The sequence below is a fragment of the Acinetobacter baumannii genome (assembly GCF_009759685.1).
Taxonomy (GTDB): Bacteria; Pseudomonadota; Gammaproteobacteria; order Pseudomonadales; family Moraxellaceae; genus Acinetobacter; species Acinetobacter baumannii.
In genome coordinates this window covers 3,919,995-3,940,028 of record NZ_CP046654.1, presented here as the reverse complement: position 1 = coordinate 3,940,028, position 20,034 = coordinate 3,919,995, and the positions used below count along the sequence as shown (strand labels likewise).

Here is a 20,034-nt window from a genome sequence, read left to right as displayed (position 1 = left end):
AAAATAATTAAAGTAAGTCAGGGTAAAGGAATTTTTAATTAAAAAATAGGCACGATAGACCAAATTACCTAATAAGTATTATCAGCCAACATAAATACTTTTGGTAATTAAACTAAATGTCAGGTATTAATTTATAGCTAAGCATTAGGGTAAGCTAAACCTCTAGAAAACACCCAGTTATGTATTAAAATTTTAAAAATATAGACTGTAATGCTCAGTACAGTTAAATAAATCAACTATAAGTCTCTCTTCTAAAGCATTACCCTGTGTTTATTGCGAAAAAATAATAAATGGAGATAAAAGATGCTTACACGTTTTTTACTGCCGATTTTGGGCACTACCGTTTTAGTTACAGGCTGTGCTTCTTCCTCTCAATATCCGATTAACGAGAGTTATGGTCCGGAACCAAAGTTGCCTGAACCGAAAACAAGCTTATTTCCGACCGTAAATATAGCACCGGCACAAGGTTGGCCAAGTGGTGTGATGCCGACTCCGGCGGAAGGTTTAAAAGTAAAAGCATTTGCTAAAGGACTTGAGCACCCACGTTGGCTTTATGTGTTACCAAATGGTGATGTGCTGGTGGCTGAAACGGATGCTCCGCCTAAACCTGAAGACAGCAAAGGGATTAAAGGCAAGATTATGACCTTCGTAATGAGACGGGCAGGGTCATCTCATCCAAGCGCAAACCGAATTAGTTTACTCCGTGATACGAATGGCGATGGTATAGCTGACCAAAAAACAGTATTCCTTAAAAACCTAAACTCACCGTTTGGTATGGTACTGGTAGGTAATCATTTATACGTTGCCAATACGGATTCACTCATGCGTTTTCCTTACCAAGAAGGGGAAACACATATTACTTCAACCGGTACTAAAGTATTGGACTTACCGGGTGGGCCTCTAAACCATCATTGGACCAAAAATGTTATTGCCAATCGTGAAGGTACAAAGCTCTACATTACCGTTGGCTCCAATAGTAATGTGGCCGAAAATGGTCTAGATCAAGAAAAAGGCCGTGCACAAATTATGGAGTTTGATATTGCAAGTGGTCAGTCACGTCCATTTGCAACAGGACTGCGTAATCCAAATGGTATGGCTTGGCAGCCTCAAAGTGGAAAACTTTGGACAGTTGTAAATGAGCGCGATGAAATTGGTAGTGATTTAGTGCCCGACTATATGACGTCGGTACAAGATGGCGCTTTTTATGGCTGGCCTTATAGTTACTATGGTCAACACGTAGATGTACGAGTCAAACCACAAAATCCTGACATGGTGGCTCGTGCAATTAAACCAGACTATGCTCTAGGTAACCACACTGCTTCGTTAGGTCTTGCATTTTATACAGCCGAACTCATGCTACAATTTAGAGGCGGAGCATTTATTGGACAGCACGGTTCTTGGAACCGTAAACCACATAGTGGATATAAAGTCATTTTTGTGCCATTTAGAAGTGGTCAGCCCTCTGGTCCACCGCAAGATATTTTGACAGGGTTTTTAAGTGAAAAAGGCAAAGCGTATGGGCGTCCTGTCGGGGTAGCAATTGATTTTTCGGGTGCAGTATTAGTCGCAGATGATGTTGGTAATACAATATGGCGTGTTTCACCAGTTGCTGAAACAACTTATGAGAGTCCAACCCAGCAATCCATTCGTAGTTCAGTAACTCAACCTTAAAAAGGTTGGGCAAAATAGGTTTATTTTATGCAAATATTACGGTTATCTGATTACCCTCAATACAAAGAAATGGCTGCACAGTGGTTTTCTGAAAAATGGCAAATCCCTGTGGAAGCCTATCTTGAGAGTATTCAGATTTCCATTGATCAAAAGCATGCTATTCCACAGTGGTACATTGTTTTAAATAAAGATAAGCATTTAATTGCTGGAGCAGGAGTTATTGATAATGACTTCCATGAGCGTAAAGATTTAACACCAAACTTATGTGCTTTATTTGTAGAAGAGAACTATCGAAACCAAAATATTGCAAAACAGATTTTAGATTTTGTACGTGAAGACTTGAGTAATCAGGGCATCCAAACACTTTATTTAATAACAGACCATACCGAGTTTTATGAAAAATGTGGTTGGCGGTTTTTAACGTTGGTAAAGGATGAGGAAGGCGAGATGGTACGTATGTATGTAGCAGATACTTTTTAATAGAACTTAAAGAGCATCTATTAAAAAATAGCCTCTAGTGAGGCTATTTTTTATGGCTTATTTATTTTTAAAATTTTTAATAATCATTAGAAGGGCGACCAGTGACAATAAGATAATAAAACTAATATAACTATTTGCCGTACTCATCAGCCCAATTTTACCTACAAAATAGCCAGCTAAAATTGCAGGAATACTAAAAGCCAAATAGCTTTCAACAAAAAAAGCAGCCATAAGACCCGCACGTTCTTCGGGAAGCGCCAATGGCATTACACTACGAATAGCCCCCATAAATGCTGTACCAAAACCAACACCAGTAATAATAGAACCTAAAAATAGAACTACAGCATTGGTTAGATTAATGGCGATGAATAAGACAATGGCACCAATAGCAATCGATAGCGTACCGGTTAATAAAATACGGAAATTTGTCGACTTCCTAAGCGTTAATATACCTACCGCACCGGAAAGGGCGAGCGCCATAAACATAATCCCGTTTAGCCATGCCGATGACGTGTGGAAAATTTTTGCCAGTAAAGAGGGCATAAGCGATAGGAAGAAACCACTGACCATCCAAAGTGCAATGTTAATCGGGCTAATACTCAATAAAGCGCTTTTTGTCTGTGGCGGAATGGCCATATTGGGTTTTAATGAAGCAAGTGCACCGGATCTTCTTTGTGCGGTCTCTGGAGTAAGAAAACTTAAAATGAGTTCACAAATAAGAAGAAAACATAAGAACTCAAAAACAAGCTGTAAGGGGTGGGCAGAGAATTGCAAAATAGAACAAGTCAGAAAAATCCCAACAGCCATACCTATCATTGGTGCAATACTATTAATCAGTGAGCCATGAAGCTTACTAAAATCTAAAATTGCTGCGCCTATAGCTGAAACAGCAAGCCCTGTTGCGATTCCTTGTAAGCCTCGGGCGATAAATAACATCGAAACATCTGAAGCAAATAAGAAAAAGCTCATTGAAATAATTTGCAGAGAAATAGCTGCAATAATGACTGGGCGGCGTCCAATATAGTCAGACAAAGAACCAATAATGAGTAATGAGCCAAGCAGCGTAAAAGCATAGGTGGCAAAAATCAAAGTCAATGTAACCGGTGAAAATTGCCAAAGCTGTTGGTATAGGCGGTAGAGTGGTGTCGGCGCACTAGATGCGGCCATGAATGTCATGAGCGTGATGGTATTAAGTGTCAAAGCACTTGCCGCATCTAATTGAAAAACAGCTCTTGACCGTTTTGAACTTGAATTGTTCATATAAGATGAATAACATAAAAGCAAATATTTAGCTTTTATACATTATTTTTCCACTAAAGCAAATCCTTAGCTTTAGTGTATTTTGTATATAGTTATAAATATTTATAAATTTTTTGATCCCTTTACAGAGTTTATAAATGGCAAAAGTTGTTACTGGATTACGCCCTGGTGGACGCAGCGAAAGAATACAAACTGCGGTACATCAAGCTGTAAAAGAACTACAAAAAGATTTTGAGCAAAGCCAAATTACTATTCCTATGATTGCAGCGCAGGCAGGAGTTACGCCTTCAACCATTTACCGTCGATGGGGTGACATCAATCAATTATTTTCAGATGTAGCTTTAAATGAACTCAAACCTGACATGGAACCCAAAGATTTAGGTTCGTTCCAACAAGATATTACAGCATGGGTTGAGCAATATTTTGAAGAATATGCTTCAGAGGTTGGGCAAGACTTATTGCGAGATGTACTCTATACATCAAACTCGGATTCTAATGCCCGTAAATGTGAGACTTTAATTATCCAGCAGCTCGATATTATTCAAAACAGGGCAAAATTACGTAATGAGCTTACTATACCTAATCAGGAAATCATCGAGGCAGTAATCGCACCTATGTTATTTCGAATTTTATTTACCAATCATGATCTTAGTCTTGAGTATGTATATGACCTTTTAAACCGTCTTTTTATAAAAAATAAGTAGATAAAATCTATAAAAAGACTAGTCCCTTGTTTTTATTAAATAAATATATATCAATCTTTCTTATTATTTAAAAAATAAATTCTCATAATTTAAGATTGATATGAGGATGAGTTAATCATTTATTTTTAAAATACCTGTTCTGCTCATTTAAAAATCAAAAATAAACATAGATAATGCATGATGTAATTAATTAAATTATTTTATAAACATGCATTTATGTAAATTTTTAAAGACTTTTAGTTTTATGAAACTTATTGAGATAAATATTTTCTATACAAAAATATGCATGGTTTTTAAATTTTACATTTTTTAAATTTATGACACAGGGTGTTTTTTATTCTTTACAATGGCTCCACTTCATTTAAAGCAGCTTGTGGTGCACGCTTTATATTTTATTTTTTTATCCCCATCGAAAAGGTATTTAGATAATGGATTTCAATACCCTTGACCAAGAAACGGTACAGAAAAAACAAAAGTTTCATCAAATTTTGTATGTACAGGTCATCTTTGCAATTATTTTGGGCATTTTAATTGGTCATTTTTACCCAGAACTTGGCGAGAGCTTAAAACCGCTTGGTGATGCATTCATCAAAATCGTCAAAATGATTATTGCTCCCGTAATCTTTTTGACAGTGGTTACCGGTATTGCCAGCATGACGAACATGAGTCGAGTTGGGCGAGTGACAGGTAAGGCAATGCTATATTTCCTTACTTTCTCTAGCCTTGCGCTTGTGGTTGGTATGATTGTGGCTAATATCATTCAACCTGGTAAAGGCTTAAATATTGACCCGGCAACCTTAGTCAACGATAAAGTAAATAGTTACGTTGAAAAGGCTCATGCTACAAATATCACTGACTTTTTCATGAATATTATTCCGCAAACATTAGTGAGTCCGCTTGCTGGTGGTGAAATTTTGCAGGTTCTATTTGTGGCAGTCCTATTTGGTATTTCCTTAGCTGCATTGGGTGACCGTGCACGTCCAATTACTGATTTTTTAAATAACCTCACGGCTCCGGTTTTCTATTTGGTTGGCATGTTAATGAAACTTGCACCAATTGGAGCTTTTGGTGCTATGGCATTTACTATCGGTGCGTATGGAATCGAATCAATCGGTAATTTATTACTATTGATTATGACTTTCTATATCACGGCAGTGCTGTTCGTATTAATCATTTTAGGGGCTGTAGCACGCTACAATGGCTTTTCAATTATTGATTTAATTCGTTACATCAAAGACGAACTCTGGTTAGTTTTAGGTACAAGCTCTTCTGAAGCTGCTTTACCATCTTTAATGGATAAAATGCAAAAAGCAGGTTGTGAAAAATCTGTAGTAGGTCTTGTCATTCCGACAGGTTACTCATTTAACCTTGATGGAACTAACATCTATATGACTATGGCGGCTTTATTTATTGCACAAGCATGTAATGTTGATTTATCAATTGGTGAGCAGGTTGCATTGCTTTTAGTGGCAATGGTGAGTTCTAAAGGTGCGGCAGGAGTAACGGGCGCAGGCTTTATTACACTCTCAGCTACTTTATCGGTAGTACCTGCTGTACCAGTGGCAGGTATGGCGCTTATTTTAGGTATTGATCGTTTTATGTCGGAGTGTCGTGCATTAACCAATTTAATTGGTAATGCATGTGCAACCATTGTGGTTGCCCGTTGGGACAAAGCTCTGGACAAGGACGTTCTAGATAAAGCTTTACGCAAATCGAAAACGAATTAATTTTTTAATTCGAAATAAAAAACCTGTAGCAACTGGCAAATCGGGAGAGGTGCTGTGCTACAGGTTTTATTATTTAATGATCAAAAAAATATAATTTAAAAACTATATACTCATTAATAGTTATTAAGGAAAGCCACTATAAAAATTTCGTAAATTCTCGTATAGAACTACTTTTTAAAAAGCAGAACTTCTGAGTTATCTACACTATAAAAATAGTATACAAACTCGCCTGGGTTTATGCTTTTAAGTGATCCTCAAACTCTTCACCTAATTGCATTGCTAAAGCATTACCTGCCAAATCACAGGTCACTAAGCCATATTCTTTTTTAAAACTGAAAGTAAAACCTTTTCCATCAGCAAGGTTTTTAACCGAATACCCTAATTTTTCTAACCAAATACGGAACGCAATTAAATTTTTCGCTTTAACAACCTTTTTCACGTGAGAACTCCTTCTATCCGTGTCTTACACCTTATTTATTAATAGGGATTTACTCGAATTTTTTAAAGGGGGAAAACTTTGTTTTATTTTGCATCTTGTAAAAAAAGTAAAATAGATAAAACAATATCCTTCATTTTATAAATTTATTAAGTTTTTATGTAATTAATCTGAATGCTTATAAATTTTAAGCTTTTGTTTTTTATATAGATTTTAAAATAATGATATTAGGTTGAAATTTAATCAATTTAAATTAATCTAAAATCAATAAATGTAAAAAATAATTTCATGCAACATGCTTTATTCAAAAAGATACAGTTCTTAAAATTAAACTGTATCTTGGTTGAAAGCTTATAATTTTAAAAATTATCTTTTAAGCTACGTAAGTGAGCGAACTCATCTACACTTTCAGCACGTAAAAAGGGATTTGTTGCTAGTTCAAGTTCAATACTACTTGGCAAGGTAATTTTACCTTCTTGACGAAGCATGCGGACTTGTTCAGCACGTTCTTGCAGTGCGTGGTTTTCAGGTTCTACACTTAAGGCAAATTCCGCATTAGAAAGTGTATATTCATGTGTGCAATACACTTTTGTTGCAGTGGGTAGTGCAGCAAGACGATTTAGTGAGTGGTACATCTGTTCTGCTGTACCTTCAAATAGTCGCCCGCATCCCATTGCAAATAAGGTATCTCCACAAAAGAGGGCATTAAGCTCTTCAATAAAATATACAATATGACCTAAAGTATGGCCTGGTGTTGCAATAATCTCTACTTTTAAATCATTAAATTTTAGATGATCATCGTGTTGTAAGGGATGAGTAATGCCAGGGATTTTACTTAGTTCATCTCTTGGGCCATATACCGCCATAGGCGTGTTAGCCGTTAAATCAGCAACACCGCCGATATGGTCTTTATGCCAATGGGTAAGCCAAATCTGTTTTAGAGTTAATTGATGTTCTTGGCAAAAGTGGATGACTAACTCAGCCTCTGTTGGATCAACTGCAACAGCTTCATGAGTCTCAGTATCTTCTAAAATCCAGATATAGTTTTGTAGGGCATTTTGCACATCAATATAATGAATTCTATAACGCATTTTTTTATCCTGAAACTAAATCCAAAAGCAGTATCTACGGGCTAATTTTGATAATAACAGAAATTACCTTGAGTAACCTGTCTAATAAAATGTCCTATAAATTAGACTCTCTAAAATAAAAAAGCCCTCATAAAAGAGGGCTTTTTTAGGAGTTCAATTAGCGCATTTTTGCGAGCCAATTTCCTAGCATTTGAACGATTTGTACCAAAAGTAATAATACAATAACCGTTAAAATAACGACGCTTGTATCAAAACGTTGATAGCCATAAGAAATTGCCAAGTCACCAATACCACCAGCACCAACTGCACCAGCCATAGCGGTTGCACCAATAAGGCTAATCGTAGCAGTCGTTAAGTTCAAAATAAGCGAACTACGAGCTTCAGGTAAGATAAAGCGCGAAATAATCTGCCAAGGTGTTGCACCCATAGCTTGAGCAGATTCGATAATTCCTTCATTTACTTCAAGCAGGGAAGTCTCAATAAGACGTCCCATATATGGCCCAACGTAAATTGTTAAAGGAACGATCGCTGCCCATGTACCAATTGAAGTTCCTACCAATAATTTGGTCAGTGGAATAACTGCAATAAGTAAAATAATAAATGGCAGAGAGCGTAAAGCATTTACAATTGGGTTGAGTAAATGATAAATGAATTTATTTGGCAAAATGCCTTCTGGGCGGGTTACAAGTAGAATAATCCCTTGGATAAAGCCCCAAATACCACCAAATAAAAGCGCAAAGAACACCATATGGAAGGTTTCTTGCAACGCAGTTACAAACTGGTCAATTGAAAGAGAACTGTGCCAGAAAGGTTGAGTAAGTTCAGTTAACCACTGTACGATTAAATCTCTCATACTTGATCTCCTGATTGAACTACACTCACTTCATTTTTCTCTAAAAACTCAATCGCCTGACGAATCAACTGTGGATCACCTAAAAGCTGTACAAACATCTGACCAATGACGGTGCCGTTAATTTCAGTCATATTGGCAAATAAGATATTTAAACTAATATCAAATTGTTTAATAAGCGACTGAATCACAGGCTCTTGTGCTGAACGCCCTAAGAACTGTAAGCAATAAATGCTGTGATGATGCTGGTTTTCCAGTTGATTTAAAATATTTACAGGCAACTGCTGATGTAAAACAGTTTGTATAAAGTTTTTAGTTGTCGGATGTTGTGGATTACTAAAGATATCAATGGTTGAGCCTTGCTCAATCACTTTACCAGCTTCCATGACAGCAACATGGTCACATACAGTCTCAATCACATCCATTTCATGAGTTACCATGACGATTGTGATTTTTTGCTCTTGGTTAATTTTCTTTAATAATTCTAAAACCGACTTTGTCGTTTGTGGGTCGAGGGCAGAGGTGGCCTCATCACACAAAAGAATTTTAGGGTGGTTGGCTAAAGCACGAGCGATACCAACACGTTGTTTCTGACCGCCAGATAATTCATCCGGATAAGCATCTTTTTTATGCTTAAGATCAATGAATTCAAGTAACTCATTTAAACGCTTTTCACGTTCTGCTTTGCTGTAATTTAGCAGACGCATTGGCATTTCAATATTTTCAGCAACTGTTTTGGTTTGAAGCAAATTGAAGTGCTGGAAAATCATACCAATATTTGCACGTTCCTGACGTAATGAACGCGCATCCAAAGCAGTGAAGTCCTTTTGATTAATGATAACCTGACCTTCATTTGGTCGTTCAAGTAAGTTAATCAGGCGGATTAAAGTACTTTTACCTGCACCACTATAGCCAATAATGCCGAAAATACTGCCTTCAGGAATTTCCAAATTAATTTGGTCCAGTGCACGTATAGTTTGGCCTTTAAGCTGATAGTGCTTTGAAATGTTTTTAAATTGAATCATGTCGTCAAAAACTATGCTAAAAAGAAAAAACAGGCAAAGAGTCTTTGCCTGTTTCGCGTTGCAGCTATTATATTACTATTTAGCTTGCGTGAGGTAGCTGATTGGCTGATTCACGTCAACTTTTGTACCACCAAAGTGTTGTTCAACGTATTTTTTAACAGCTTCAGTGTGGTAAAGCTGACCAACTTTCTGAAGAACAGGGTCATCTTTACGTGATTCAGCAGTTGCAAGAATATTTACATTCAGCTTTGTACTTTGGTCAACTGGCTCATAATAGATAGAATCTTTAAGCACATTTAAACCACCTTCCATTGCTAAAGTATTCCCTAAAACAATTGCATCAACTTCGTCTTTTACACGAACAGCAGTTGCCATTTGAATTGGTTTAATGTCAATTTTTTTGCTGTTGTCAGTAATATCGCTTGGAGTGCCTTTCGCTGGATCAAAGTCAGCTTTAAGCTTGATTAGACCTGCGCTTTGTAACAATAACAATGCACGAGCTTCGTTCGCTGCATCATTAGGAATAGCAATGCTTGCACCTTGAGGGAACTCATCAACTTTTTTGTATTTACTCGAGTAAATACCCATTGGTTCAAGATAAGTTGTAGCAACAGGAGCAATCTTATCTTTATTTGAAGCATTAAATGCAACAAGGTAGGCATAAGATTGGAATGCATTTAGGTCAACTTCTTTGTTTGCAGTAGCTGTATTCATTGCAACATAATCAGTGAAGTTTTTCACCTCAAGTTTAAGACCGGCAGCTTTAGTTTCCGGTAAAGTTGCAATATAGCGCCAAATATCAGCGTCAGAACCAGTTGAAGCAATGACTACAGTTTGTAACTGAGCAGAGTCTTTGCCATTTTGTGGTTCATTTTGCTGTTTGCCGCAAGCTGCAAGTAATACTACAGACACGCTTAAAAAAAGACTGATCAGCTTTTTCATGTAAAAAAAGTCCTGATTATGAGAGATCTCAACCATTCGGGTTGGCTCTCAGCTGGGAAAATTGGTGATGTTGAAAGTTCCAACGGTTTAACCAATCATAACAATAAAAACATATTCAATATAGTGGACATGTTTCGATCTTATTAATCAGAATTGAATAAAAATTAAGATTAATATGAATATTTGTGATAAGTGAATAAGCAAAATAAAAAAGCCCTCATAAGAGAGCTTTTTTACTATTTAAATTTTTATTCAGCTTTTTCACGAGCAATAGCACGGTAACCAATGTCACTGCGGTATTGCATACCTGTGAAGGTTACTTGCCCACATACTTCTAAAGCATTGATTTGTGCTTCAAGAACGCTATCACCTAGAGCAGTCACGCAAAGTACACGTCCGCCAGAAGTAACGATATGCCCATCTTCACGAGTAGCAGTGCCTGCATGGAAGATTTTAGTATCTTCTGGTGATTGACCGATACCTGAGATAACGTCACCTTTACGCACGCTGTCTGGGTAACCTTCTGCTGCAAGTACAATACCGATTGACTTACGCTCATCCCATTCTGCTTCGCTTGGTAAGTTACCTGCGATACCTGCTTCAACCAAATCAACAAGAGATGACTTCAAACGCATCATGATAGGTTGAGTTTCCGGATCACCGAAACGGCAGTTAAACTCAATTACGCGTGGTTGACCTTGTTCATCAATCATTAAACCAGCATATAAGAAGCCAGTATAAACATGTCCATCAGCAGCCATACCATCAACAGTTGGGCGCATAATTTCATTCATTACACGCTCAAAAACGTCTGGAGTCACAACTGGAGCAGGAGAGTAGGCACCCATACCACCTGTGTTAGGACCTTGGTCACCTTCAAAAATACGTTTGTGATCTTGTGAAGTTGCCATTGGTAAAATGTTTTTACCGTCAATCATACAAATGAAAGAAGCTTCTTCACCAGCAAGGAACTGTTCAATTACAACACGTGAGCCTGCATCACCAAATTTGTTGCCTGCAAGCATGTCATCAATGGCTGCAAAAGCTTCTTCATTGGTCATTGCAACGATAACACCTTTACCAGCCGCAAGACCGTCAGCTTTAATTACAATTGGTGCACCATTTTTTTCAACATAAGCTTTTGCTGCATCAACTTCCGTAAATACTTCATAAAAAGCTGTTGGAATGTTGTGGCGTTTTAAAAAGTGCTTAGCAAATGCTTTTGAACCTTCAAGCTGTGCTGCATATTGAGTAGGTCCCCAAATTTTTACGCCTGCTTCACGCGCAGCATCAACAACACCATTTACTAATGGCGCTTCTGGGCCAACAACAATCAGTTCAACATTATTTTCTTTAGCAAAAGCAATAATTGCCGGGTTGTCTAAAATATCGAGCTGAACGTTAACGCATTTTGGTTCTGTTGCAGTTCCTGCGTTACCAGGCGCAACGAAAACTTGAGTAACTTTGGCATCTTGCGCGATTTTCCATGCTAAAGCATGCTCACGACCACCACTACCTAAAACTAAAATATTCATTTTTAATTTGTTCCTTAACTTTAATCCTTTTTCATCCCCCTCTATTTCTCAAGGTGGAGAGATAGTTCCATTATTGTGGAAAACCCTCCTGAATAAAAGGAGGGTTAGGGAGGACTAAATTTAAATTAGTGGCGGAAATGGCGCATACCAGTGAAGACCATTGCAATGCCAGCTTCATCAGCAGCTGCAATAACTTCTTCATCACGCATAGAACCACCCGGTTGAATAATGCATTTAATGCCAGCTTTCGCTGCATTATCAATACCGTCACGGAACGGGAAGAATGCATCAGATGCCATAACTGCGCCTTCAACAACCAGACCAGCATGCTCAGCTTTAATTGCCGCGATACGTGCTGAGTTAACACGGCTCATTTGGCCTGCACCTACACCAATAGTTTGACGGTTTTTGGCATAAACAATAGCGTTTGATTTTACGTATTTCGCAACTTTCCATGCAAAAATAAGATCATCAATTTCTTGTTCAGTTGGTGCACGTTTAGTCACAACTTTAAGATCATCTTTAGTAATCATGCCCAAGTCTTGGTCTTGAACAAGTAAACCGCCGTTAACGCGTTTATAGTCAAGTTGTAGAGCACGTGCATCAATTGCAGGTAATTCACCACATACTAAAACACGAACATTTTTCTTCGCGCCAGTAACTTCAAGTACACCATCAGCAATACTTGGAGCAATAATTACTTCAACGAATTGGCGGTCTACAATTGCTTGGGCAGTAGCAACATCTAACTCACGGTTAAATGCAATAATACCGCCGAAAGCAGATTCTGGATCTGTTGCGTAAGCTAAATCATAAGCAGCTTTAATACCGTCTAAAGAAACGGCAACACCACAAGGGTTAGCATGTTTTACGATGACACAAGCTGGTTTTGCAAATGATTTCACGCACTCAAGGGCAGCATCAGTATCAGCAATGTTGTTATAAGACAATTCTTTGCCTTGTAATTGTTTTGCAGTAGAAACAGAAGCTTCTTTTGCATTTGCTTCAACATAGAAAGCAGCAGATTGGTGTGGATTTTCGCCGTAACGTAAATCTTGTGCTTTGTTTAATTGGGTATTGAACGTACGAGGGAATAAATCTGCTTCACCTTCGGCCTTACCAACGCGAGCGCCTAAGTAAGAAGCAATCATGCCGTCATATTGAGCTGTATGTTCAAATGCTTTAACCGCTAAATCGAAGCGTGTTTCGTAAGAAAGTGAACCAGAAGCTTTTAATTCGCTAATAACTGTATCGTAATCTGAAGCATTTACCACAATACCGACAGATGCATGGTTCTTAGCAGCAGCACGTACCATTGTTGGACCACCGATGTCGATATTTTCGATAGCATCAGCAAGAGAACAGTTAGGTTTAGCTACTGTAGCCGCAAATGGGTAAAGGTTAACTACAACTAAATCGATTGGATCGATGTTGTGTTCTTGCATAACAGCTTCGTCTAGACCACGACGAGCCAAAATACCGCCATGAATTTTTGGATGTAGTGTTTTAACACGGCCATCCATCATTTCCGGGAAACCGGTATGTTCAGATACTTCAACAACAGCAATATTATTATCTTTAAGCAACTTGTATGTGCCGCCTGTAGATAATAATTCTACCCCTAAAGCTGCAAGGTTTTGAGCAAATTCGACAATTCCTGTTTTGTCTGATACAGAAATCAAAGCACGTTTAATAGTCATGATGTTCAAGTCAACAATTTCAAGTCTACGGATTAAAACCAATTAGAAGCACAAAAAAAATGCCCACGAAGCCGTGAGCATTTTATCATTTATTCACTCATTAAACCGTGAGCTTTTAACTTTTTACGTAAAGTGCCACGGTTGAGTCCAAGAATTTCTGCGGCACGTGTTTGGTTACCACGAGTATATTCTAGAACTACAGATAAAAGAGGTTTCTCCATTTCTGCTAGCACCATGTCATATACCTGAGATGGTTGCTCACCTTGCAATTGTGCAAAATAATGGCGAACTGCGCGATCCACGTGGATGCGAAGAGCAACATCAGATTGTGCAGTAAAAATAGGAGATTTGCTATTCATGCGAGTTAATCCGAAAATCAAATACTAGCTTGGGTAAAGTAGTATATAAATGTGGTCTAAAAATACGGAGTCCTGTTTTAGATCCTAAAACAGTGACTCTAAAACATAAGAACAATTAGCTTGCCATATTTCTTCGTATTGAGTAAAAAATAAGCGTAACAATAATTAAATATTTGTTACAGCCCCCTCAAAAACAAAAAAAGTTAGGCTATGCGCTTAATGTAGAAAAGCACACATGCTTAACAGTATATTTTTTGAATTGAGAGCGAGGAGTATATGAGTCAAAGCTTTCGTGGCGCGTATCATACCATTGTCTAGGAAAAAGTGAGCAAATTAACTGCATTTTTTTTTAATTTTTTTTCACTTTTTTTACAAATTAGGGGTGGACAATTTCTAATCGATAATTTACTAGGCTTTTTTTGCTTTTATTTAGCTCAACTTGGAATCTAAAAGGTGTATTGGTCGGAATACGTTGAATACCACGTAAATTTTCGACCAAGTATTGTTGAGGGGTAAAAATGATTTCTTCTTGATCGGTTCCTTTGCCAAAGCTGAGTTTTAGGTTGGGCAACTCAATACTTTTATTATTCTGATTTATGAGAACACCTGAAAGTTGAGTATGCTCTGTACCAATTTTACGTAGCTTTACCTTTTCTATATAAAGAAGTTGATATTGTTCAGCTGACTTGTTGCAATGCAATATTTGACAAACATAATTAAATGCATGGCTAATCGCAGGGCTTTGTTGCATGAGTTTAGGGTTAAACCAAAGAATCTGAAAAGTAAAAACCAAAATCAGAATCAGATTTGCAGAACTCCAAAGCGTATAGTACAACCAGCTATGCTTTTTACCGTTATCTTGTTCAGGAGAGGTTGCTTGCTCAGCCAAATTAAGATTAGGAAGAGCATTAATAGGTTCATTATGGAAGTAATTTAAATTATTCAAATAAGTCAAAAGATCAATATTAGAGTTTTCAACTTTTTGATCAAAGATATCTAACACATGAGAATGGGTCATATATCGTGTTTGCATAGAGCCATGAGCTAAAGCAGATGAGTTTACCGTTTCCGGCTGCTCAACATTTACTAAATTAGTCAGAGCATTAAAATTTAAATTACATTTAGGGCAACAAACCATACCCTGAGCAACAGTTAACTGAGTAAGAGAAACTTTATAAACTGTTAGACACTTAGGGCAGCGGGTTTGTTTTTCATTCATGAGTTAAAACATCTCAATTTGTTGTTTTACGTTTTCCTGAAATGCGGCACCAGTTTTCTTCGCGCTTTTCGACATCTAATATATCAAAAAATTCAGAATAAACACCTGAAACATCAGCAACTTGCTCTTCGATTACACCAGCAAGTGCGAAATCACCATCAGATTTAAGTAATTTTGCGAACTCTGGCGCAAGTGCCATTAAAGGACCCGCTAAAATATTTGCGACTAAAACATCTGCTTGTTGAGGTTTGAATTCTTGATCAAACTCTTCAGGAAGACCTACATATAAACGGTCTAATACACCATTGAGTTCTGCATTTTGTTTAGTTGCTAAAACTGCTTGTGGGTCGATGTCTGTCGCATAGACTTTCTTAGCGCCTAATAATAAAGCTGCAACACCTAAAATGCCTGAGCCACAACCATAATCAATCACGATCTTATCTTTAACATCAGTTTTACCTAACCATTGTAAGCATAAGAAAGTACTTGCATGATTACCTGTACCAAAAGCAAGGCCTGGGTCAAGCTTAATATTTGTAGCATCTGCTTCTGGTGGCTCTAACCATTCAGGAACAATCCAGAATTTTTCCCCGATCTGAATTGGCTCATAATAATCCATCCATGCGCGTTCCCAAACTTGATCTTCAAGTTCTTCATGACGCATCGGCACATCTGGAAGTTGTGCTTTTAAGAAAGCTTCTAAAGTATCAACATCAATTGGGTCTTGTTCGTCTTGTTGGTAAATACCAGTAACAATGACTTTGTTCCAGAGTGGTGTTTCACCTGGTAATGGTTCCAGTAAAGCCTGATCTTCGGCATCATCCAAAGTTACGCTTACCGCACCTAGAGACATTAAAAGTGTTTCTGTGAATTCAACTTGTTCTTGATCAACGGTAATGTGTATTTGTAACCACTTCACGAAAAGGACCTAAAATTTTATTTAAAGGCATATTGTAGCTGACTAGAGTAGTTTAAAAAAGAAAACGGCCCATCTTTAATGGACCGCTTTTTAAAAATGATGATGTGATATAGAAGAATATAAAACGATTTCTCTATATCTTAAGTCAAAACTGTATTAAGGAGCAGGGGCCTTGAATTGTAATTTGCCATTTTCGTTCGGCTGGCAAGTACCATTAAAGGTTACACCGTTGTGATTGTAAGAAACCCATTCACCTTGCTGTTTTTTTGCACACACTCGAATTTGTTTTTGAGTTTCGGCTTTGCTCGTGTCAGCAGCGTGTGTAAAAGTGACGCCTGAAAAACAAATTAGAGATGCTGTTAAGATTTTCAACATGGTCGTTTTCATTTTGTGTTCCTTCTAGTTGCGTTAATTTTAAAGTCATAGAAGTGCTGTACGTTTTTTATTCTAAAATGAAAAAGTTTTAAAAACATTCACTTTGTATTGAATTCATGAAACAAAATGTCAAAACATGTGGCTTACCGTAAATCATGTCACGACAATTTTGTAATTATGTACATCTATAAGCAGATAATTTTGCTATAATGTTCCGTCTTTTTTTTCTGGTGTTTTTGTACTCATGCACTATCCTAAAGTTTATGATGTTATCGTTATCGGTGGCGGTCACGCAGGTACGGAAGCGGCGCTTGCTGCTGCGCGTATGGGACGACAGACTTTGCTTTTGACCCATAACATTGAGACTTTGGGTCAGATGAGCTGTAACCCAGCAATTGGTGGCATTGGTAAGTCGCACTTAGTTCGTGAAATTGATGCGCTTGGCGGTGCAATGGCTTTAGCTGCCGATAAAGGCGGTATTCAATTCCGTATTTTAAACTCGCGTAAAGGTGCAGCAGTACGTGCAACGCGTGCTCAGGCTGACCGTGTTCGCTATAAAGCTGCGATTCGTGAGACCTTAGAAAATCAAGCAAATCTTGATATTTTCCAACAAGCGGCTGATGACCTGATTGTTGAAGGCGATACAGTTAAGGGTGTTGTGACCCAAATGGGTATCCGCTTTGATGCAAAAACTGTTGTGTTAACTACTGGTACATTCTTGGGCGGTGTTATTCACGTTGGTTTAGAGAAATCAAGCGGCGGTCGTGCTGGTGATCCTCCTTCTATTGCTCTTGCTCAGCGTCTTCGTGAATTGAAATTACCGGTAGGCCGTTTAAAAACAGGTACACCTCCACGTATTGATGCACGTTCAGTTGATTTTTCAGTTATGACACCACAACCAGGCGACTTCCCGTCTCCGGTAATGTCGTTCATGGGTGATGTGTCTATGCACCCAGAACAAGTGAATTGCTATATCACGCATACTAACGAAAAAACTCATGACATTATTCGTGGTGGCTTAGACCGTTCACCAATGTATACCGGTGTTATTGAAGGGGTAGGTCCACGTTACTGTCCTTCAATTGAAGATAAGATTCATCGTTTCTCTGATAAAGACTCGCATCAGGTATTCTTAGAGCCAGAAGGCCTTGATACACATGAGCTTTATCCAAATGGTATTTCGACTTCATTACCATTTGATGTTCAGTTTGAACTTGTGCGCTCGATTCGCGGTATGGAAAATGCCCATATCTTACGTCCGGGTTATGCAATCGAATATGACTATTTCAACCCGCAAGCTTTGAAATTTACTCTAGAAACTAAAGCAATTAACGGCTTGTATTTTGCAGGGCAAATTAATGGTACTACTGGTTATGAAGAAGCGGGTGCCCAAGGTTTACTTGCAGGCTTGAATGCTGCACGCCGTGCATGGGAACAAGAAGAATGGACACCTAAACGTGACCAAGCTTATATGGGTGTATTGGTTGACGACTTGATTACTTTAGGTACGAAAGAGCCATACCGTATGTTCACTTCACGTGCGGAATATCGTTTGATGTTACGTGAAGATAATGCCGATCAACGTTTAACAACTATTGGTCGTGAGCTTGGTTTGGTTGATGATGTTCGTTGGGCGGCTTATTGCGAAAAAATGGAAGCAGTTGAGCGCGAAACATCTCGTTTACAACATTTATGGGCGGCACCTAACAACCCAATGGGTAAAAAGTTTGTTGAAATGACCGGTGCTGACTTAAGTAAAGAATGTAGTGCGATTGACTTGCTTAAACGTCCTAATATTAATTTTGGCCAAATTGCGGAACTTACAGGTTCTGAAGTATCACAGCAAGTCGGTGAGCAAATTGAAATTGCTGTTAAATATGAAGGTTATATCAACCGTCAGCATGAAGATGTGGCTCAATTAAAACGTCTTGAAGAAACTAAAATTCCTGCTGATTTTGATTATGACGTCGTTTCAGGTTTATCTCGCGAAATTACTCAGAAGTTGAAAACAGTTCGCCCGGAAACATTAGCTCAAGCGAGCCGTATTCCTGGTGTTACCCCAGCTGCTGTTCAGCTTGTAATGATCACGATTCGTAAAAATAATATGACGAAAAAAACGGCTTAATTATTTAAGCGTGTAAAAAAGCCCGGTTAAGACTGGGCTTTTTTATTTTCTGATCAAAAAATATCTGGAATTTTCCTAAGCATCAAAAAAGATTTTGCATCCTTTTTTTCTTATTTCACAAGTTTTAAAGCGAAAGTTATATTAAATTCACGTTCAAACAAGAGGGCTTTAAACATGACAATGAAATCAATTCGCTACAATGGATATGAAATGGCATGCCAATGCTCATGTTCAAAATAGCGCAAAAGAAAGAGCAGATCAGTTTTGGTGGGGGTAAACACATTGATCTGAAAACAAGTAAAAATATAAGAACAATATAAAATTAAGAAAATTACAATTCAAAATCTAAAGAGAACCATATGGTTCTCTTTTTTATATCTATTGATTATTTGCTATCAGGCTCAATTTCTCGCACAGCATTGTGTACTTGAACTGGCTCAATATGAAGCAGTTTTTTACCAAAACTCCGTAACCACCATACGAGTTGGGATGTAAATGGAACGGTCGCCGTAACTTCGACAATATTTTCTTCAATTGGGGTAATGGTCTGATCTTTACTTAACTGACTTTCATAAAAAGTTTTAGCAGTTTGCTCGGTCATGGTTAAAGTAAGCTGAATAGATTCAGTGGGTTGGTTGTAATCTACTCTGAAACCTAAAGCTCCTGAGTCAATATAATGGTCAATATCGAAATTGACAGGGTGTAAAGCCCGACTTTCTAAAACTTTAGCAGATTTGAATCGGTGCAAGGCAAATGTTTGTACTTCAGTTTTATCATGGCGAGTACAAATTAAGTAAATCACAGCACCTTTTTGGACCAAAGCAAGAGGATTTAAAATATAAGTTTTATCTTCGCCTTGATTTACACGGGCCCGATAGACGCACTCAATCTGTTTGTCTTGTAGTAGACCTTCATAAATTGCCTGCTGAGCAGCACGGTCCACTACAGGTGGAATAAGAGGTTGGCTTGCTGGCACAATACGGACACGATTAATCCACTGTCTCACATTATTTTGTGTAGACAGACTACGTTTTGCTAAATCAAACCAAGGCCCCATCTCATCAAGTAGACTGGGTGGAAGTAAATGTTTGAGATGTTCCTCAACCATCATAAAAGTTACAGCTTGAGAGCTTGTCATATGCGGTAAGCTTTGAATTGGTGCATCTGATTGCCAACGCCAGCCTTGAGGTACAGCTTTATTACTTTCAATTGGAAAACGCTGAGCAATTTGGTTTAAATCACGCTGAATTGTCCTTAAACTGATTTCAATACCTTCACGCTCAAGCATTTCTTGCAATTCTCGAGTTCCGATCCATTTACCGGTAGGAAGGCGAGATAGAATCTGCCATTGGCGATATAAACTATTTGAAGTTTCTTTTTCTGTTACAGACATAAGCGTAATACATCTATATCCAATTGCTTTGGTGTCAACACAATAAAAAAACTTTACAGATTTAGCAAGTTTGTCAGATTCGGTTTATAGCAGCTTTTACAATCAATGCTAAAATTTAGAAGAAAGTTATAACAATGATACTCAATAAGCATTATAGATATATAAGTGGCACTGAAATTGCTTATTTAAAAATGAAATATAGATAAATGATAAGACGAGGTTG

Annotated in this window: 18 protein-coding genes; 5 read left to right on the top strand and 13 right to left on the bottom strand. The window is 37.8% G+C overall.

Features of this window, described 5'->3' with window-relative positions; all coding sequences use genetic code 11:
* The first annotated feature begins 303 nt into the window (after nucleotides 1-303).
* A complete protein-coding gene (locus tag GO593_RS18745) occupies nucleotides 304-1,671 on the top strand; it encodes a PQQ-dependent sugar dehydrogenase (RefSeq protein ID WP_000957809.1) in 1,368 nt (455 codons plus the stop codon).
* 27 nt (nucleotides 1,672-1,698) lie between these two features.
* Nucleotides 1,699-2,151 carry a GNAT family N-acetyltransferase gene (locus tag GO593_RS18740; RefSeq protein ID WP_001166563.1) on the top strand — a complete coding sequence of 151 codons (453 nt, stop codon included), beginning with the start codon at nucleotides 1,699-1,701 and terminating at the stop codon, nucleotides 2,149-2,151.
* A gap of 57 nt (nucleotides 2,152-2,208) precedes the next feature.
* Here GO593_RS18740 and GO593_RS18735 read toward each other — a convergent pair whose 3' ends face one another.
* Complete coding sequence (locus GO593_RS18735; RefSeq protein WP_001066100.1) at nucleotides 2,209-3,411, bottom strand: MFS transporter; 1,203 nt, start codon at nucleotides 3,409-3,411, stop codon at nucleotides 2,209-2,211.
* Between the two features lie 137 nt (nucleotides 3,412-3,548).
* Here GO593_RS18735 and GO593_RS18730 point away from each other — a divergent pair, with 137 nt between their 5' ends.
* Both GO593_RS18730 and GO593_RS18725 read left to right on the top strand, forming a co-directional pair.
* Entirely contained in the window at nucleotides 3,549-4,115 is a 567-nt protein-coding gene (locus GO593_RS18730) for a TetR/AcrR family transcriptional regulator (RefSeq protein ID WP_001151697.1), read from the top strand.
* A 428-nt stretch (nucleotides 4,116-4,543) separates the two neighbouring features.
* Complete coding sequence (locus GO593_RS18725) at nucleotides 4,544-5,842, top strand: dicarboxylate/amino acid:cation symporter (protein ID WP_000347182.1); 1,299 nt, start codon at nucleotides 4,544-4,546, stop codon at nucleotides 5,840-5,842.
* Nucleotides 5,843-6,077: 235 nt separating this feature from the next.
* Here GO593_RS18725 and GO593_RS18720 read toward each other — a convergent pair whose 3' ends face one another.
* The 11 genes from GO593_RS18720 to GO593_RS18670 all read right to left on the bottom strand — a co-directional run bounded on the left by GO593_RS18720 (nucleotide 6,078) and on the right by GO593_RS18670 (nucleotide 16,305).
* Nucleotides 6,078-6,281 carry a hypothetical protein gene (locus tag GO593_RS18720; RefSeq protein WP_000758190.1) on the bottom strand — a complete coding sequence of 68 codons (204 nt, stop codon included), beginning with the start codon at nucleotides 6,279-6,281 and terminating at the stop codon, nucleotides 6,078-6,080.
* A 356-nt stretch (nucleotides 6,282-6,637) separates the two neighbouring features.
* Nucleotides 6,638-7,369: a hydroxyacylglutathione hydrolase gene (gloB, locus tag GO593_RS18715; RefSeq protein WP_001270557.1), complete on the bottom strand. Its 732-nt coding sequence runs from the start codon at nucleotides 7,367-7,369 to the stop codon at nucleotides 6,638-6,640.
* A gap of 157 nt (nucleotides 7,370-7,526) precedes the next feature.
* Complete coding sequence (locus GO593_RS18710) at nucleotides 7,527-8,222, bottom strand: methionine ABC transporter permease (protein WP_001205190.1); 696 nt, start codon at nucleotides 8,220-8,222, stop codon at nucleotides 7,527-7,529.
* Nucleotides 8,219-9,244: a methionine ABC transporter ATP-binding protein gene (locus GO593_RS18705; protein ID WP_000614025.1), complete on the bottom strand. Its 1,026-nt coding sequence runs from the start codon at nucleotides 9,242-9,244 to the stop codon at nucleotides 8,219-8,221. Before GO593_RS18705 ends, GO593_RS18710 begins: the two co-directional genes overlap by 4 nt.
* A 75-nt stretch (nucleotides 9,245-9,319) precedes the next feature.
* Nucleotides 9,320-10,186, bottom strand: a complete 867-nt coding sequence (locus GO593_RS18700) for a MetQ/NlpA family ABC transporter substrate-binding protein (protein ID WP_000733779.1) — start codon at nucleotides 10,184-10,186, stop codon at nucleotides 9,320-9,322.
* A 248-nt stretch (nucleotides 10,187-10,434) separates the two neighbouring features.
* Nucleotides 10,435-11,721 carry a phosphoribosylamine--glycine ligase gene (purD, locus tag GO593_RS18695; RefSeq protein WP_001024112.1) on the bottom strand — a complete coding sequence of 429 codons (1,287 nt, stop codon included), beginning with the start codon at nucleotides 11,719-11,721 and terminating at the stop codon, nucleotides 10,435-10,437.
* A 125-nt stretch (nucleotides 11,722-11,846) separates the two neighbouring features.
* Complete coding sequence (gene purH, locus GO593_RS18690) at nucleotides 11,847-13,421, bottom strand: bifunctional phosphoribosylaminoimidazolecarboxamide formyltransferase/IMP cyclohydrolase (RefSeq protein WP_001983639.1); 1,575 nt, start codon at nucleotides 13,419-13,421, stop codon at nucleotides 11,847-11,849.
* An 89-nt stretch (nucleotides 13,422-13,510) separates the two neighbouring features.
* Nucleotides 13,511-13,780 (bottom strand): DNA-binding transcriptional regulator Fis, encoded by a 270-nt coding sequence (fis, locus tag GO593_RS18685; protein WP_001086304.1) that lies wholly within the window; start codon nucleotides 13,778-13,780, stop codon nucleotides 13,511-13,513.
* 376 nt (nucleotides 13,781-14,156) lie between these two features.
* Nucleotides 14,157-14,999: a zinc-ribbon and DUF3426 domain-containing protein gene (locus tag GO593_RS18680; protein ID WP_001003278.1), complete on the bottom strand. Its 843-nt coding sequence runs from the start codon at nucleotides 14,997-14,999 to the stop codon at nucleotides 14,157-14,159.
* Between the two features lie 13 nt (nucleotides 15,000-15,012).
* The gene (prmA, locus tag GO593_RS18675; RefSeq protein ID WP_000871703.1) at nucleotides 15,013-15,918 is read right to left on the bottom strand and encodes a 50S ribosomal protein L11 methyltransferase; all 906 of its coding nucleotides are present in this window, start codon (nucleotides 15,916-15,918) and stop codon (nucleotides 15,013-15,015) included.
* 156 nt (nucleotides 15,919-16,074) lie between these two features.
* Complete coding sequence (locus GO593_RS18670) at nucleotides 16,075-16,305, bottom strand: hypothetical protein (RefSeq protein WP_000859008.1); 231 nt, start codon at nucleotides 16,303-16,305, stop codon at nucleotides 16,075-16,077.
* 232 nt (nucleotides 16,306-16,537) lie between these two features.
* On the opposite strand from GO593_RS18670, the gene mnmG reads away from it, so the two are divergent.
* On the top strand, nucleotides 16,538-18,418 hold the full coding sequence (gene mnmG, locus GO593_RS18665) for a tRNA uridine-5-carboxymethylaminomethyl(34) synthesis enzyme MnmG (RefSeq protein WP_000559183.1): 1,881 nt from the start codon (nucleotides 16,538-16,540) through the stop codon (nucleotides 18,416-18,418).
* Between the two features lie 385 nt (nucleotides 18,419-18,803).
* Here the strand turns inward: mnmG and GO593_RS19195 are convergent, their stop codons facing one another.
* Entirely contained in the window at nucleotides 18,804-19,811 is a 1,008-nt protein-coding gene (locus GO593_RS19195) for a helix-turn-helix transcriptional regulator (protein ID WP_000117148.1), read from the bottom strand.
* Between the last annotated feature and the right edge of the window lie 223 nt (nucleotides 19,812-20,034).